The following is a 13,487-nucleotide window of genomic DNA, read 5'->3' on the forward strand; positions in this document are numbered from 1 at the left end:
GTGACCGCCGGCCCGCTCGTGCCGGACGAGGCCCCACGCAAGGGATTCGAGGTCCACCTCGACAACTTCGAGGGGCCCTTCGACCTGCTCCTCAGCCTGATCTCCAAGCATCAGATGGAGATCACCGAGGTCGCGCTCGCCCGCGTCACCGACGAGTTCCTCAGCATCGTGCGCACGCACGAGGCGGAGTGGGACCTCTCGCAGGCGTCCGAGTTCCTCGTCGTCGCCGCGACGCTCCTCGACCTCAAGACCGCGCGCCTGCTTCCCCAGGGCGAGGTCGACGACCTCGAGGACCTCGAGCTCCTCGAGGCGCGCGACCTGCTCTTCGCGCGCCTGCTCCAGTACCGCGCCTTCAAGGAGGTCGCGGGCCGGTTCGAGGGGATGCTCGAGGCGCCGCGCCGGATGCCGCGCGACGTGCCGCTCGAGCACCACTTCGCGATGCTGCTGCCCGAGCTCGTGTGGAGCATCACGCCGGAGATGCTCGCGACCCTCGCCGCCAAGGCGCTCGAGCCGAAGGCCGTGCCGACGGTGTCGCTGTCGCATCTGCACAACCCCGCGGTGAGCGTGAGGGACCAGGCGCACGTGGTCGCGGCGAGGCTCCAGCACTCCGGTTCCGCGACCTTCCGGTCGCTCGTCGCCGACGCCGAGAACGTGCACGTGGTGGTGGCGCGCTTCCTTGCACTGCTCGAGCTGTTCCGCGAGGCGGCGGTGTCGTTCGAGCAGGCGCGCTCGCTCGGCGAGCTCACGGTGAGGTGGACCGGAGGCAGCGACGACGTCGACGTCTCCGCGGAGTTCGATGAGGACGACGCGATGGGCGTCGGCCTGGAGGCAGCGCGCGAGCCCGCGCGCGCCGACGAGGAGGATCAGCGCTGATGGACACCACTGTTCGGGGCTCGCTCGAGGCCGTGCTGATGGTCGTGAGCGAGCCCGTCCCGCCGGACCAGCTCGCGGCTGCCCTCGAGATCCCCGAGGAGCAGGTCCTCGAGGCGCTGCGCGCGCTGCAGGACGAGTACGCGGACCCCGAGGCGCCGCGCGGGTTCGAGCTCCGCGAGGTCGCCGGGGGCTGGCGCATCTACTCGTCGCGGCTGTACGCGGACGTCGTCGGCAGGTTCGTCGTCGAGGGCCAGTCCGCGCGGCTGTCGCAGGCGGCGCTCGAGACTCTCGCGGTCGTCGCGTACCGCCAGCCGGTGACGCGTGGTCAGGTGTCCCAGGTCCGTGGCGTTAACGTTGATTCCGTGATGAAGACGCTGAGTGCGCGCGGACTCGTGACCGAGGTCGGGGAGACCTCCGGCGCGCTGCTGTACGGCACGACGACGGAGTTCCTCGAGCGGATGGGCATGTCCTCCCTCGACGAGCTGCCCCCGCTGGCCCCGTTCCTGCCCGAGCTGGCGGACGTGGACGGCGCGGACTCCGAGGGAGCACGGTGATGGCGGAGCTCGAGATCCACAGGCCAGAGGGCATCCGGCTGCAGAAGGTGCTCGCGTCCGCGGGCGTCGGCTCGCGCCGCAAGTGCGAGGAGATGATCGAGGCCGGACGGGTGCAGGTCAACGGCGAGGTGGTGGACCAGCTCGGCGTGCGGGTCGACCCCGACGCCGTCGCGATCGAGGTCGACGGCAAGCGGATCAGCGTCGACGACGCGCACGTGACCGTCGTCCTCAACAAGCCCTTCGGCGTCGTGTCGACGATGCAGGACCCGCAGGGGCGGCCCGCGCTCGACCAGTACGTGGCCGACTTCAAGGAGCGGCTGTTCCACGTCGGCCGCCTGGACGCGGAGACCACGGGCGTGATTCTGCTGACCAACGACGGGGACCTCGCCAACCGCCTCGCGCACCCCACGCACGGCGTCTCCAAGATCTACGTCGCGAAGGTCGAGGGCCGGGTCGCGAAGGGTCTGCCGACCATGCTGCGCGAGGGCGTGGACCTCACCGACGGTCCCGTACGGGTCACGTCGGCGACGATCCTCGACATCTCGGGCGACCACTCGCTCGTCCAGGTCGAGCTCCACGAGGGCCGCAACCGCATCGTCCGCCGCATGTTCGATGCGGTCGGCCATCCGGTGGTCGAGCTGGTCCGCACGCAGTTCGGTCCCGTCCGGCTCGGCACGCTCGCCCCTGGAGAGGTCCGCCAGCTCGACCGCACCGAGGTCGGCGAGCTCATGGAGGTCGCGGGGCTCTAGCCTTGCGACGGCGGCGTTCGGGCGCGGCCCCGGACGATACGATGGCGCCATGACCGTACGCGCGATCCGAGGTGCCATCTCGCTCGACGTGGACGAGAGGCAGCACCTTCACGACCGGACGCGCGAGCTCGTGTCGGCCATCATGCGGGACAACGCCTTGACCACGGACGACGTCATCTCGGCGATCTTTACCGTCACCCCCGACATCGTCTCCGACTTCCCGGCGGCCGCCGCGCGGGAGATGGGGTTCGGCGCGGTCCCGCTCATGTGCGCACAGGAGATCCCGGTGCCCGGCGCCCTGCCGCGCATCGTCCGCGTGATGATGCACGTCGACACGGAGCGTGCGCGCGAGGACGTCGCCCACGTCTACCTCGGCGACGCCGTCGCGCTCCGCCGCGATCTCGCCCAGTAGCCGCGATGACCGTCCACCCCCGCACCCACATCATCGGTGCCGGCCTCATCGGTGCGAGCATCGGCCTCGGCCTGCGCACCCAGGGCTGGCCCGTGACCATCACCGACGCGTCCGAGCGCGCCGCGAGCCTCGCGTGGGACATCGGCGCGGGCGAGCCGCTCGGGGAGCGCGAGCCTGAGCTCGTGATCGTCGCGGTCCGGCCGTCCGACACCGGAGACGTCGTGGCGGAGGCGCTGCGCGCGTGGCCCGGCGCGGTGGTGACCGACGTCGCGTCGGTCAAGGCCCCCGTCCTCGCCGCGGCGCGTGCCATCGAGGCCTCCGAGCGGTACGTCGGGTCGCACCCCATGGCGGGCCGCGAGGTCTCGGGCGGGCTCGCCGCCCAGTCCGATCTGTTCAGCGCGCGGCCGTGGGTGGTCTGCGCGGGCGATGCGCCCGACGCCACCGTGGAGGTCGTGAGGACCGTCGCGCGCGCGCTCGAGAGCGACATCGTGGAGATGGCGGCGGACGCGCACGATGCGGCCGTCGCGAGGGTGAGCCATGCGCCGCAGGTCGTCGCGTCGGCAGCGGCGGCCGCGCTCGGCCCGCTGCACGCGGACGACGTCGCCCTGGCGGGGCAGGGGCTGCGCGACGTCACGCGCATCGCCGGCTCGCCGCCCGCGATGTGGGCGGACATCGCCCGGCTCAACCACACGGCGCTCGTCTCGACGCTGGACCACATCATCGGCGACCTCGAGGACGTGCGCGAGGCCGATGACATCGGTGAGGCCCTGACGGACCTCATCGCGCGGGGCAACCTCGAGGTCGAGCGGATCCCCGGCAAGCACGGCGGCAAGACCCGCGACTGGCGCGGGGTCACCGTGATCGTGCCGGACGAGCCCGGACAACTGGTGCGCCTTCTCACCGACGCCGCCCAGGTGGGTGCGAACGTCGAGGACCTGTCGATCGAGCACTCGCCGCGTCAGCCGGTGGGTCTCACGACGCTGTACGTGGAGCCCGAGAGCGCCCCGCCGCTCGTCGAGGCGTTGGAACGAGCGGGATGGACGGTGGCCTCCTCATGACCGGAATCGTGATCGCAATCGACGGGCCGGCAGGCACCGGCAAGTCGACCGTCGCGCGCGAGGTCGCGCGGCGGCTGAAGCTCGCCTACTTCGACACGGGTGCGACGTATCGTGTCGGGACCCTGTGGTGCCTGCGCGAGGGCGTGGACCTGACGAACCACGACGACGTCGCGGCGATGGTCGCGACCATGAACGTCGAGCTCATCATGAACCCCGACAACCCCTCGATCATGCTCGAGGGAGAGGACGTGTCGCGGCTGATCCGGTCCGACACCGTCGCGCTGTCGGTGTCGAAGGTCGCGACGAACCTCGAGGCGCGCGCGATCCTGGGCCAGTGGCAGAAGGACGTCATCGCCGCCGAGCGTGAGGGCGGCTACTCCGAGGGCCGGGGCGTGGTCGCCGAGGGCCGCGACATCACGACGATCATCGCCCCCGAGGCGGACGTGCGCGTGCTCATGACGGCGGACGAGGACGTCCGCGTCGCTCGCCGCGCGGGTGAGGGCGCCGACGCCGCGACCGTCCGCGAGGCGGTCCTGGGCCGCGACAAGCAGGACTCGACCGTCGTGCAGTTCCACACCGCCGCCGACGGGGTGGTCACCGTCGACACGACCGACCTCACGATCGAGGAGGCCGTCCAGGCGGTGCTGACGCTCGCGAAGCAGTCGTCGTGACCTCTCGCAAGTCGTCGGGCAGGGACGTCCCGAGCCGCTGGGGCCCGCGCTGGTCGCGCTGGGTTGGCCGGTTCATGGCGAAGGTGCTGTGGCGCACCGAGGTGCGCCACGTCGACAGGCTTCCGCGCACCGGCCCCGTCATCGTCGTGGCGAACCACATTGGCATCGCCGACGGCCCGCTGCTGCACGGCGTGATCCCGCGCGGCTCCCACTTCCTCATCGGCGGCCACATGATGGAGGGCACGTTCGGGCGCTTCCTGAGGGCCGCGCAGCAGATCACCGTCGAGGGCTCGGGGCGCGAGGCGCTCGCGCAGGGACTGGCGGTGCTGAAGCGGGGAGACGTCGTGGGCGTGTTCCCCGAGGGCACCCGCGGGGGAGGCGAGGCGGACTCCGTGCACGGCGGCGCCGCGTGGCTCGCGGTGCGCTCAGGGGCGCCCGTCGTACCGGTCGCGATCCTCGGCACCAGGCTGCCGGGGGAGTCCGTCCACGGGTGGCCCGAGCTCAGGCGGCGTATGCTGATGGACTTCGGCGAGGCGAACGCGCTCGAGATCCCGGATGATCTGAAGGGAAGGGCGCGGCAATCGTGGGCGGAGGAGCGCGTGGCGGCGATCCTTCGCGACCACCTCGCCGCAGTCCAGACCACCACGGACCTCGAGCTTCCGAGGGACGACCCGCGCGGGACCCGCGCCGCGAACGACGCCCAGGAGGCATGATGACGGACTTCGACGAGCCGGAGGTCGAGCTCGGCATGCTCGGCGCCGGCGACACCGAGCTGCCGGCCCCGCACGAGTCCGATCCCGAGGAGAGCCTCGACGAGATCCGCGAGGCCGCGCTGCGGGCGGGCCTCGAGGCGTACGAGCTCACCGAGGAGGACCTCGCGGCCCTGGGCGGCGAGCCCGAGCCGCTCGTCGAGGAGGCGCTGCCGACGCTCGCGATCATCGGTCGCCCGAACGTCGGCAAGTCGACGCTCGTCAACCGCATCATCGGCAAGCGCCTCGCGGTCGTCGAGGACAAGCCCGGCGTGACCCGCGACCGCGTGTCCTACCCGGCCGAGTGGGCCGGCCGCGACTTCATGCTGCTCGACACGGGCGGCTGGGAGAAGAACGTCACGGGCATCGACCTGTCCGTCGCGCAGGCCGCGGAGGCGGCGATCGACCTCGCGGACGCGATCGTCTTCGTCGTCGACGCGAGCGTCGGCGCGACCGCGACCGATGAGCAGGTGGTGCGCCTCCTGCGCAAGGCCGACAAGCCCGTCGTCCTCGCGGCCAACAAGGTCGACGGCCCGCAGGGCGAGCTCGAGGCGGCCGCACTGTGGAACCTGGGGCTCGGCGAGCCCTACCCGGTGAGCGCGCTCCACGGGCGGGGCACGGGCGATCTGCTCGATGCCGCGATGGCGATCCTGCCGACCGAGATGCCGCAGGTCGAGGTCGCGGAGGACACCCCGCGCCGCATCGCGCTCGTCGGGCGGCCCAACGTGGGCAAGTCGCAGCTGCTCAACAACCTCGCGGGCGAGAACCGCGTCGTCGTCCACGATCTCGCGGGCACCACCCGTGACCCGGTCGACGAGACCGTCGAGATCGACGGGCGCCCGTTCGTGCTCGTCGACACGGCAGGCATCCGTCGCCGCGTGCACCAGACCAAGGGCGCGGACTTCTACGCGTCGCTGCGCACGCAGACCGCGATCGAGCGCGCGGAGATCGCGCTCGTGCTCATGGACGCCTCGGTCCCGCTGTCCGAGCAGGACACCCGTGTGCTGTCCCAGGTGGTCGACGCGGGCCGGTCGCTCGTGCTCGTGTTCAACAAGTGGGACCTCGTGGGCGAGGACGAGCGGTTCCTGCTCGAGCGCTCGATCGAGAAGGATCTCGTGCAGCTCACGTGGGCCCCGCGCGTGAACCTTTCGGCGCTCACGGGTTGGCACACCAACCGCCTCATGCCCGCGGTGGACCTCGCGCTGTCGAGCTGGGATCAGCGCATCTCGACGGGCAAGCTCAACTCGTTCCTCGGCGAGCTGGTCGCGGAGCACCCGCACCCGGTGCGCGGAGGCAAGCAGCCCAAGATCCTGTTCGGCACTCAGGCATCCACGCGCCCGCCGCGCTTCGTGCTGTTCGCTTCCGGGTTCCTGGAGCCGACGTACCGCCGCTTCATCGAGCGCCGCCTGCGCGAGACCTTCGGCTTCGAGGGCACGCCGATCCAGATCTCGGTGCGCGTGAGGGAGAAGCGCAAGAAGCAGCGCTGACGTCGTGCCGCGCGAGTCTGGGCCCGGCTGCCGCCAGGGCCGGGCGGCAGCGCGACCCGTCAGGCCGTGTAGTCGCCCCGCGCGATCCCGAGCCGGGCAAGCTCGGCGAGCGTCTCCTCGCTCACCTGCTTGAGTCTCTTGACGTAGAGACACCCCACGCCGGTGGTGTGCGTGCCGAGCGACTCGAGCAGCTCCGCCTGCTCCTCCGAGTCCTGAAGGCCGTAGAACGTCAGCTGTGCCTTGCGTGGCGAGAACCCGACCTTCATCCACTCGCCCGAGCGCCCCGAGGCGTAGTGATACGTGTACGTGCCCCAGCCGATGATGCTCGGCCCCCACATCACGGGCTGCTCGCCCGTGGCGTCGGTCAGCAGGGCGACGATGCGCTCGGCCTCCTCCCGTCGGCGCGCCGGCTCGACGGCCGCGACGAAGTCGTCGACCGGCCGATCGGTCGGCTGGGTCTTGTTCGGTGCTCGTCCGTCTCCCATGCGGTCATCGTCGCATGGCAGACGGACGGCGGGAACGGACGATGCTGGGGAGGCACGCCTCGTGGATGCGGGCGTGCACGTGGGCCCAGCGGGTCAGGACCTTCAGGCCCAGGCACCGCGCGCGATCAGCACGTCCTTGAGCAGGTCGGCGCGGTCGGTGACGAGGCCGTCGACGCCCCAGTCGAGCAGGCGGGTCATCTGCGCGGTCTCGTTGACGGTCCAGACGTGCACCTGGCGGTCGGCGCGGTGCGCGGCCTCGACGTGCCGGCGCGTCAGCAGCGTGATCCCGCGGAGGGCGGCCGGGATCTGCAGCAGATGCACGCGCCGCAGCGCGGGCCCGACGCCTCGGCCGCTGCCGCCGAGCGCGAAGAACGGCGCGGCCTCCGACGTGCCCGCCGATGTCGCGACGGGACGGCTGAGCCGCTGAACCGTGTCGAGGCGTCGCCTCGACGAGAACGAGGCGACGCACACCCGGTCGTGCGCCTTGGTGCGCTCGATCGCCTCGGCGACAGGGACGATGCCGGAGACCGCCTTCACGTCGATGTTGACGTGGAGCTCGGGCCACGTGCCCAGGACGTCCTCGAGCAGCGGCACGGGCTCGACGCCGCCGATCCGCGCGCCCAGGACCTCGGAGGCGGGGAGCGCGGAGACCTCGCCCGCGCGGTCCGTCGTCCTGTCGAGCGAGGAGTCGTGCAGGGCGATCGCGACGCCGTCGGAGGTGCCGTGCGCGTCCGTCTCGACGTACCGGAATCCCAGGTCGACCGCTGCCTGGAAGGCGCGCATCGAGTTCTCGAGGCCCTCGCGGGAGAAGCCCCGGTGGGCGAGCGCGATGACCGATCCCGGCTCGCCCAGGTAGGGGTGACGTGGTTGCGAGCTGCTCTCAGCCATCGGTCTCCCCGGCCTCGTGAAGAACCCGGCCCAGCCACTCGACCAGATGGTCGAGGTAGAAGGCGCGCGGCGCATCGTCCGAGAGGGTGAGGTCGTGGACGCCGTCGGGGACGACAAGCTCCTCGACATTCGCGCCGAGGCGGGGCCCGATGCGTGCGATGGCCTCGAGGTCGACCACGGTGTCCTGCGCATCGAGCAGGGGGTTGTCGGGGGAGTCGGGACCGCCCTCGGCGGCGCGAGCCACGAGGATCGGCAGCTCCAACTCCAGCCCCCTGGCCACGCGGGCCTGCGCGCGCACGACCGCGTGGAGCCATGCGGCGCGGGCGGGGAGGCCCTCGGGGCGCTTCCAACGCGGGTCGAAGTTCCAGCGGCCTCCGTTGGCCTCCAACTGATGCGTGGCGTACCAGGAGGGGCCGCGTGACACGACCGCGAGCGGCCTGCGGCGGGCGAGGACGGGAAGCGTCGCGCCACCCACTTTGAGCCGCCACGACGGCACCGAGCCCAGGTAGGGCGCGTCGAGCACCAGCGCGTCCACCGGGCCGGTTCCGTGATCGTGCAGGCGGATCAGCGCGGTGAGGGATCCGGTCGAGTGCGTGTGGAGCGCGAGAGGCAGACCGGGCTCGAGCGCGGCGACGGCGTCCGCTGCGGCCGCGATGTCCTCGCCCTGCTCGGCGACGTCAGCCATGAAGTGGGGCACGTCCTCGGGGGCGAGCGAGCGGCCCGCGCGCCGTGCGTCGAGCGCGTAGAAGACGTATCCCGCGGCGACGAGAGCCCGCGCGACGTGGTCCTGGAAGAAGTAGTCGTTGTACCCGTGCACCATGAGGACGACGCCGCGAGGTGACTCGGGGCGCGAGTCGAAGCGGACCAGCGTCGCGGGGCCCAGCGAGGAGCGCGAGAAGCCCGGGAGGACGTCGTCCCGCCACGCGATCTGGGTCGACTGGCTGCGGGCGCTCACCCGCGCATCGTACGTCGCACCTGGGGTTCGGCGACGTGTCTTCACCTTCCGTTTACCAAGTTGCGACATTCTTGGCCCATGACTGATGAGGGATCGCCCGCATACGCTGTCGCCATGGACCACGACGGCGACGCAGCCATCGCCGAGCCGCCCGCGCCCGGCAAGGGACGGGTGTTCGCGTGGGCGCTGTGGGATTGGGCGACGCAGCCGTTCAACTCGGTGATCGTCACGTTCGTCTTCACGGCGCTCTACCTGACCTCCGAGGCGTTCATCGATCCCGCGATCGCCGCGCTGGGGGAGAACGACCCGGAGTACGACCTCGCGCTCGCCGGGCTCGCGAGCGGAGTGGGTCTCGCCGGCACGGTCGCGGGCATCCTCGTCGCCCTGGTCGCCCCCGTGCTCGGGCAGCAGGCCGACACGGCGGGCAAGCGCAAGCGCTGGCTCGCCGTCTCGACCGGTGTGCTCACGATCGTGACCGCGGCGCTGTACTTCGTCGAGGCCGCGCCCTCGTATTTCGTGCTCGGCGTCGGGCTGATCGCGATCGGCCTCGTGGCCAACGAGCTCGGCGGCGCGCAGTACAACGCGCTGATCACCCAGGTCACGACGCCCAGGAACGTCGGCAAGGTGTCGGGGCTCGGCTGGGGCATGGGCTACATCGGTGGCATCGTCGCGCTCGTCCTCGTGGTCGTGGCCGACAGCGCCGACTGGTGGGGGATGGACACGTCGAACGGCATGGCCTACCGCCTGATCGCGGTGGGTGCCGCGATCTGGACCGTCGCCTTCGCCTGGCCGGTCTTCGCCTTCGTGCCCGAGCCCGCAGCGACCGGGCGCGAGCCGGTCAGCTTCTTCGCGTCGTACGGGCGACTGTGGCGCGACGTCGTCCGGCTGTGGCGGTCGGATCGCTCGACCGTGTGGTTCCTGATCGCGAGCGCGATCTACCGCGACGGCCTCGCCGGGGTGTTCGCGTACGGCGCCGTGATCGCGTCCGTGGCCTTCAAGTTCGACGCGACCGAGGTGATGATCTTCGGCATCGCGGCAAACCTGGTCGCGGGCATCGCCACGATGATCTCGGGCACCATCGACGACTGGATCGGTCCGCGCACGCTCATCCTGTGGTCGCTCGGCGGCATGATCGTCGCTGCGACCGCCGTGGTCGCGCTGCACGATCAGGGCAAGACCGTGTTCTGGATCGCCGGCCTCGTGCTGTGCCTCTTCGTCGGTCCGACCCAGTCCGCGTCGCGCTCCCTGCTGGCCAGGGTCGCGCCCAAGGACAAGGAGGGCGAGATGTTCGGCCTCTATGCGACGACCGGCCGCGCCGCGTCGTGGATGGCGCCGCTCATGTGGACCATCGCGATCGCCGCCACGGGCGCGACGATCTCGGGTGTCGTCGGCATCATGTCCGTGGTCCTCGTCGGCTTCGTCGCGCTGCTCATGGTCAAGATCGACGTGCCGCGCGAGGACGTCGCCGCCTAGCTGTAGCGCTCAGTCCTTGTCGATGCGACCGGCGCCGCGCGCGTTGTAGACCGTCGAGGCCGAGGCGCCGTACGAGCGGTAGACCGCGAGCGCATCGTCCCTGCCGACGTCCTGCGTGACCGCGATCCCCCTGGCCTCGAACTGTGCCGCCCAGTCCGCGACCATGGGCCCCTCGTCGAAGCCCGTGAGCTGCTCGAGCTCGGGACCGTCGCCGGCGACGACGAGGTGGCGGACACCCGACCACATAGTCGCCCCGTAGCACTGGACGCACGGGCGCCAGTTGACGACGAGAGCGAGATCCCGCTCGGCGCCCAGGTCCCACGTGCCGAGGCGCTCCTGCGCGAGGCCGAGGGCCATCACCTCGGCGTGACCGCTCGACTTTCCGGTCGCGAGGACCACGTTGACTCCCACCGAGATCAGCTCGCCCGTGCCGTGGTCGACCACGATCGCGGCGAACGGGCCGCCGTTGCCCTCGCGCCAGTTGCGGTCCGCGAGCCGGTTGACGAGCGCCATCTGAGCCTCCCCTCCCTCGACCACGCGGGGGAGGGAGTCGAGCTCGTCGACCAGCCATGACGGCAGGCCCATCGTGAACGTGGCGGACAGGGGGGATGACATGGGGGCGCTCCTCGACTCGGGTCCTGTGCCCCCATTGTGGTCCATCGTCGCTGGAACGGACCGCAACTCTCCTGTGCGCTGTCGCTCGGTGTCGCTACGCTGTGACCCATGGTCGATCCGTTGACCGCCCGCATCGTGCTGGCGCTCGTCGCTCTCGTGGCACTGGTGCTGTTCTACCTGGGCACGTATCGGCCGACGCGTGCACGCTACGCGCTGTGGTGGTGCCTGGGCCTCGTCGGCACAGGCGCGAGCACCGCCGCGTACTCGTTCAACGGCACCGAGCTCCAGGGCATCCTCAACCCGGTGGGCAACGTGCTCGCGGTCGGCGGCACCGGATTCGTCTGGTTCGCCACGCGTGCCATCCGCGGTCAGCGTCCGGCGTGGCCCGTGCTCGGCGGGCTGATGGCCGCCGTGGCGATCGCAACCATCCTCGGGAACCCGGCCGCGGACGAGTGGGCGGGCGCGGGCGTGCTCATCGCGGCGATGCTCGCGTGCCTCGTGCTCGCGGCGCGAGAGGTGTGGCTCCTGCTGAAGGAGCGTCCGCACACCGGGGTCCCGGATTCGCACGACGGCTCGAGGGTCGCGCTGCTGTCGCTGTACGCGGCTTCGGTCGTGTTCGGTGCCTGGTACACCGCCCGGTTGATCGGCTACCTCGCCCTGGGCCCGGACGATCCGCGACTCGAGGAGTGGTTCGGGACGTTCACCACCTCAGTGATCCTCGCGATCATCCTGCTGATCGCGACGTTCGGGATGAGCGAGCTCGCGACGTACGAGCTGACGCGCGAGCTGCGCTTCAAGGCGTCGTACGACTACCTCACGGGCCTCCTCACGCGCTCGGAGTTCCTCGCGCGCGCAGAGCAGCGTCGCGTGCGGAGGTCGGGCTCGAGGATCCTGATCGTCGCCGACCTCGACCACTTCAAGGAGCTCAACGACGCGCTCGGGCACGCCGCGGGGGACCGCGCGTTGCTCGCCTTCGGCGCCGTGTGCCGCCAGGCCGTGGAGGGCATCGGCATCGCGGGGCGGATCGGCGGCGAGGAGTTCGCGATCCTCCTGGACACCGACCAGATGGACTCCGCGCGCAAGGTCGCGGCTCGCATCTCGGAGACCTACGGGGACGGAGCGCCGGTGCGGCTCGGACGCGCGACCGTGAGCTACGGGGCCACATCGGTGGCTGCGGGTGAGGACCTCGAGACCGCGATGCTGCGCGCGGACGATGCGCTCTACGAGGCCAAGCGTGCGGGGAGGGACCGCTTCGAGGTCGGCGAGGCGGCGGTGGAGTAGATGCTGGAGATGCCGGTCGACATCGAGACGCTCAGGCTCATCGAGCTGCTGCTCGGGGTGAGCGTCTTCGCGCTGATGTACCTCGGGACGTATCGGATATCCCGCGCGCCCTACGCCGGCTGGTGGAGCGGCGCCATGATCGCGGCGGGGCTTGGGCTGTTCCTGCACGTCGTCGGCGATCCCGGTGGCTCTGTCGTGGCGGCGGGAGGCAGTGCACTGAGGGTGCTCGGCGCATCATGCACCTGGGGGGCCGCGCGTTCGCTCCACGGAAAGGGCACGCCGTGGTGGTACCTGATCCCTGCACCGCTCGTGATCGGCGGCTTCACGCTGGCCGAGCAGAACGACGGCATCGTCTACGAGGACGGCTTCGCGCAGATCCTTGGGACCGGGTTCTTCATGACGCTCACGGCGTGGACCCTATGGCGGCTGCTCCAGGGGCGTGCGCTCGGGCGCGGAGTGGGCTCGCTGCACACGGCGCGCGTCGCGGTCACCGCGGTCGCCGTCTCCTCAACCCTGCTCGCGGCGTTCTATGCGGTGCGCGTGCTCATCCACCTCGCGGATGGCACCGAATCGACGCTCTACCGCATCTGGCTCGGTCCGGAGGCGGCGGTCATCGGCGTAATCATGTGGTTCGCCGTGATCATCTACTCCGTCGCCGAGCTCAGCAACCTCGAGAACACGCTGCAGTGGCGCGAGCGGGCGACTCGCGATGAGCTGACCGGCCTGCTCACGCGCGGAGCCTTCACGGAGCTCGCCGTGGAGCGGCTGGTCCACGAAGGAGGGCGTGGTCGACGCCTCATGCTGATCGTCGCCGACTTCGACCACTTCAAGCGGCTCAACGACACCCACGGCCATGCCGAGGGCGACCGCGCGCTGCGTGCCTTCGGCGCGGCTTGTCGTGGCCTCCTGCGGGAGGAGGATCTCGCGGGCCGCCTCGGAGGCGAGGAGTTCGGCCTGCTGCTGCGCGCCGCCCACGTCGACGTCGCCGTGTCCGTGTGCGAGCGGGTCGCCGCGGCGGTCGAGCGCGAGTACGGCGATGAGGCGATCACGGCGCCCACGATGAGCTTCGGCGTGATCGTCGCGGAGGCCGGCGTGCCCTTCGATGCCCTGCTCGCGCGCGCCGACGGCGCGCTGTACCGGGCGAAGGAGGAGGGGAGGGACCGCATCGTGGTCGACTCCCTGGAGGCCTGAGCGCGGGGTGCGCGTCGTGTACTTCGAGCCCTCGGATATCCGGTAC

At 71.2% G+C, this 13,487-nt stretch carries 15 protein-coding genes; 11 read left to right on the top strand and 4 right to left on the bottom strand.

Translation table 11 applies throughout. From position 1 onward, the window contains the following. The 8 genes from B7K23_RS09885 to der are packed head-to-tail and all read left to right on the top strand — an operon-like array spanning position 1 to position 6,553. Complete coding sequence (locus B7K23_RS09885) at positions 1–873, top strand: ScpA family protein (protein ID WP_234996491.1); 873 nt, start codon at positions 1–3, stop codon at positions 871–873. Further along, the gene (scpB, locus tag B7K23_RS09890; RefSeq protein ID WP_200809821.1) at positions 873–1,427 is read left to right on the top strand and encodes an SMC-Scp complex subunit ScpB; all 555 of its coding nucleotides are present in this window, start codon (positions 873–875) and stop codon (positions 1,425–1,427) included. Before B7K23_RS09885 ends, scpB begins: the two co-directional genes overlap by 1 nt. Next, complete coding sequence (locus B7K23_RS09895) at positions 1,427–2,176, top strand: pseudouridine synthase (protein WP_084126429.1); 750 nt, start codon at positions 1,427–1,429, stop codon at positions 2,174–2,176. Before scpB ends, B7K23_RS09895 begins: the two co-directional genes overlap by 1 nt. 49 nt (positions 2,177–2,225) lie before the next feature. Beyond that, a complete protein-coding gene (aroH, locus tag B7K23_RS09900) occupies positions 2,226–2,588 on the top strand; it encodes a chorismate mutase (RefSeq protein ID WP_084126430.1) in 363 nt (120 codons plus the stop codon). Positions 2,589–2,593: 5 nt separating this feature from the next. After that, the gene (locus B7K23_RS09905; protein ID WP_084126431.1) at positions 2,594–3,646 is read left to right on the top strand and encodes a prephenate dehydrogenase; all 1,053 of its coding nucleotides are present in this window, start codon (positions 2,594–2,596) and stop codon (positions 3,644–3,646) included. After that, the gene (gene cmk, locus B7K23_RS09910) at positions 3,625–4,317 is read left to right on the top strand and encodes a (d)CMP kinase (protein WP_234996492.1); all 693 of its coding nucleotides are present in this window, start codon (positions 3,625–3,627) and stop codon (positions 4,315–4,317) included. Before B7K23_RS09905 ends, cmk begins: the two co-directional genes overlap by 22 nt. Then, complete coding sequence (locus tag B7K23_RS09915; RefSeq protein ID WP_234996493.1) at positions 4,314–5,030, top strand: 1-acyl-sn-glycerol-3-phosphate acyltransferase; 717 nt, start codon at positions 4,314–4,316, stop codon at positions 5,028–5,030. The genes cmk and B7K23_RS09915 overlap by 4 nt, the downstream gene beginning before the upstream one ends. A gap of 35 nt (positions 5,031–5,065) precedes the next feature. Beyond that, positions 5,066–6,553 carry a ribosome biogenesis GTPase Der gene (der, locus tag B7K23_RS09920; RefSeq protein WP_234996528.1) on the top strand — a complete coding sequence of 496 codons (1,488 nt, stop codon included), beginning with the start codon at positions 5,066–5,068 and terminating at the stop codon, positions 6,551–6,553. A 59-nt stretch (positions 6,554–6,612) separates the two neighbouring features. Here der and B7K23_RS09925 read toward each other — a convergent pair whose 3' ends face one another. The 3 genes from B7K23_RS09925 to B7K23_RS09935 all read right to left on the bottom strand — a co-directional run bounded on the left by B7K23_RS09925 (position 6,613) and on the right by B7K23_RS09935 (position 8,881). Beyond that, complete coding sequence (locus B7K23_RS09925) at positions 6,613–7,038, bottom strand: DUF1801 domain-containing protein (RefSeq protein WP_084126434.1); 426 nt, start codon at positions 7,036–7,038, stop codon at positions 6,613–6,615. A 102-nt stretch (positions 7,039–7,140) separates the two neighbouring features. Further along, complete coding sequence (locus B7K23_RS09930) at positions 7,141–7,926, bottom strand: glycerophosphodiester phosphodiesterase family protein (protein ID WP_084126435.1); 786 nt, start codon at positions 7,924–7,926, stop codon at positions 7,141–7,143. Continuing rightward, the gene (locus B7K23_RS09935; RefSeq protein ID WP_234996494.1) at positions 7,919–8,881 is read right to left on the bottom strand and encodes a serine aminopeptidase domain-containing protein; all 963 of its coding nucleotides are present in this window, start codon (positions 8,879–8,881) and stop codon (positions 7,919–7,921) included. The genes B7K23_RS09930 and B7K23_RS09935 overlap by 8 nt, the downstream gene beginning before the upstream one ends. 78 nt (positions 8,882–8,959) lie before the next feature. Here B7K23_RS09935 and B7K23_RS09940 point away from each other — a divergent pair, with 78 nt between their 5' ends. After that, positions 8,960–10,354, top strand: coding sequence for an MFS transporter (locus B7K23_RS09940; RefSeq protein WP_084126437.1), 1,395 nt, complete (start codon positions 8,960–8,962; stop codon positions 10,352–10,354). Positions 10,355–10,363: 9 nt separating this feature from the next. Here the strand turns inward: B7K23_RS09940 and B7K23_RS09945 are convergent, their stop codons facing one another. Next, positions 10,364–10,969: a nucleoside deaminase gene (locus B7K23_RS09945; protein ID WP_084126438.1), complete on the bottom strand. Its 606-nt coding sequence runs from the start codon at positions 10,967–10,969 to the stop codon at positions 10,364–10,366. 108 nt (positions 10,970–11,077) lie between these two features. On the opposite strand from B7K23_RS09945, the gene B7K23_RS09950 reads away from it, so the two are divergent. Beyond that, positions 11,078–12,250, top strand: a complete 1,173-nt coding sequence (locus B7K23_RS09950) for a GGDEF domain-containing protein (RefSeq protein ID WP_084126439.1) — start codon at positions 11,078–11,080, stop codon at positions 12,248–12,250. Continuing rightward, a complete protein-coding gene (locus tag B7K23_RS09955; protein WP_084126440.1) occupies positions 12,251–13,441 on the top strand; it encodes a GGDEF domain-containing protein in 1,191 nt (396 codons plus the stop codon). The last annotated feature ends 46 nt before the right edge of the window (positions 13,442–13,487 follow it).

The organism is Demequina sp. NBRC 110054 (assembly GCF_002090115.1).
Lineage (GTDB): Bacteria > Actinomycetota > Actinomycetes > Actinomycetales > Demequinaceae > Demequina.

Coding starts and splice junctions, on each gene's coding strand:
- B7K23_RS09950 (WP_084126439.1), top strand. CDS start 11,078: ATGGTCGATCCGTTGACCGCCCGCATCGTGCTGGCGCTCGTCGCTCTC.
- B7K23_RS09895 (WP_084126429.1), top strand. CDS start 1,427: ATGGCGGAGCTCGAGATCCACAGGCCAGAGGGCATCCGGCTGCAGAAG.
- cmk (WP_234996492.1), top strand. CDS start 3,625: ATGGACGGTGGCCTCCTCATGACCGGAATCGTGATCGCAATCGACGGG.
- der (WP_234996528.1), top strand. CDS start 5,066: ATGCTCGGCGCCGGCGACACCGAGCTGCCGGCCCCGCACGAGTCCGAT.
- B7K23_RS09925 (WP_084126434.1), bottom strand. CDS start 7,038: ATGGGAGACGGACGAGCACCGAACAAGACCCAGCCGACCGATCGGCCG.
- scpB (WP_200809821.1), top strand. CDS start 873: ATGGACACCACTGTTCGGGGCTCGCTCGAGGCCGTGCTGATGGTCGTG.
- aroH (WP_084126430.1), top strand. CDS start 2,226: ATGACCGTACGCGCGATCCGAGGTGCCATCTCGCTCGACGTGGACGAG.
- B7K23_RS09930 (WP_084126435.1), bottom strand. CDS start 7,926: ATGGCTGAGAGCAGCTCGCAACCACGTCACCCCTACCTGGGCGAGCCG.
- B7K23_RS09940 (WP_084126437.1), top strand. CDS start 8,960: ATGACTGATGAGGGATCGCCCGCATACGCTGTCGCCATGGACCACGAC.
- B7K23_RS09955 (WP_084126440.1), top strand. CDS start 12,251: ATGCTGGAGATGCCGGTCGACATCGAGACGCTCAGGCTCATCGAGCTG.
- B7K23_RS09905 (WP_084126431.1), top strand. CDS start 2,594: ATGACCGTCCACCCCCGCACCCACATCATCGGTGCCGGCCTCATCGGT.
- B7K23_RS09945 (WP_084126438.1), bottom strand. CDS start 10,969: ATGTCATCCCCCCTGTCCGCCACGTTCACGATGGGCCTGCCGTCATGG.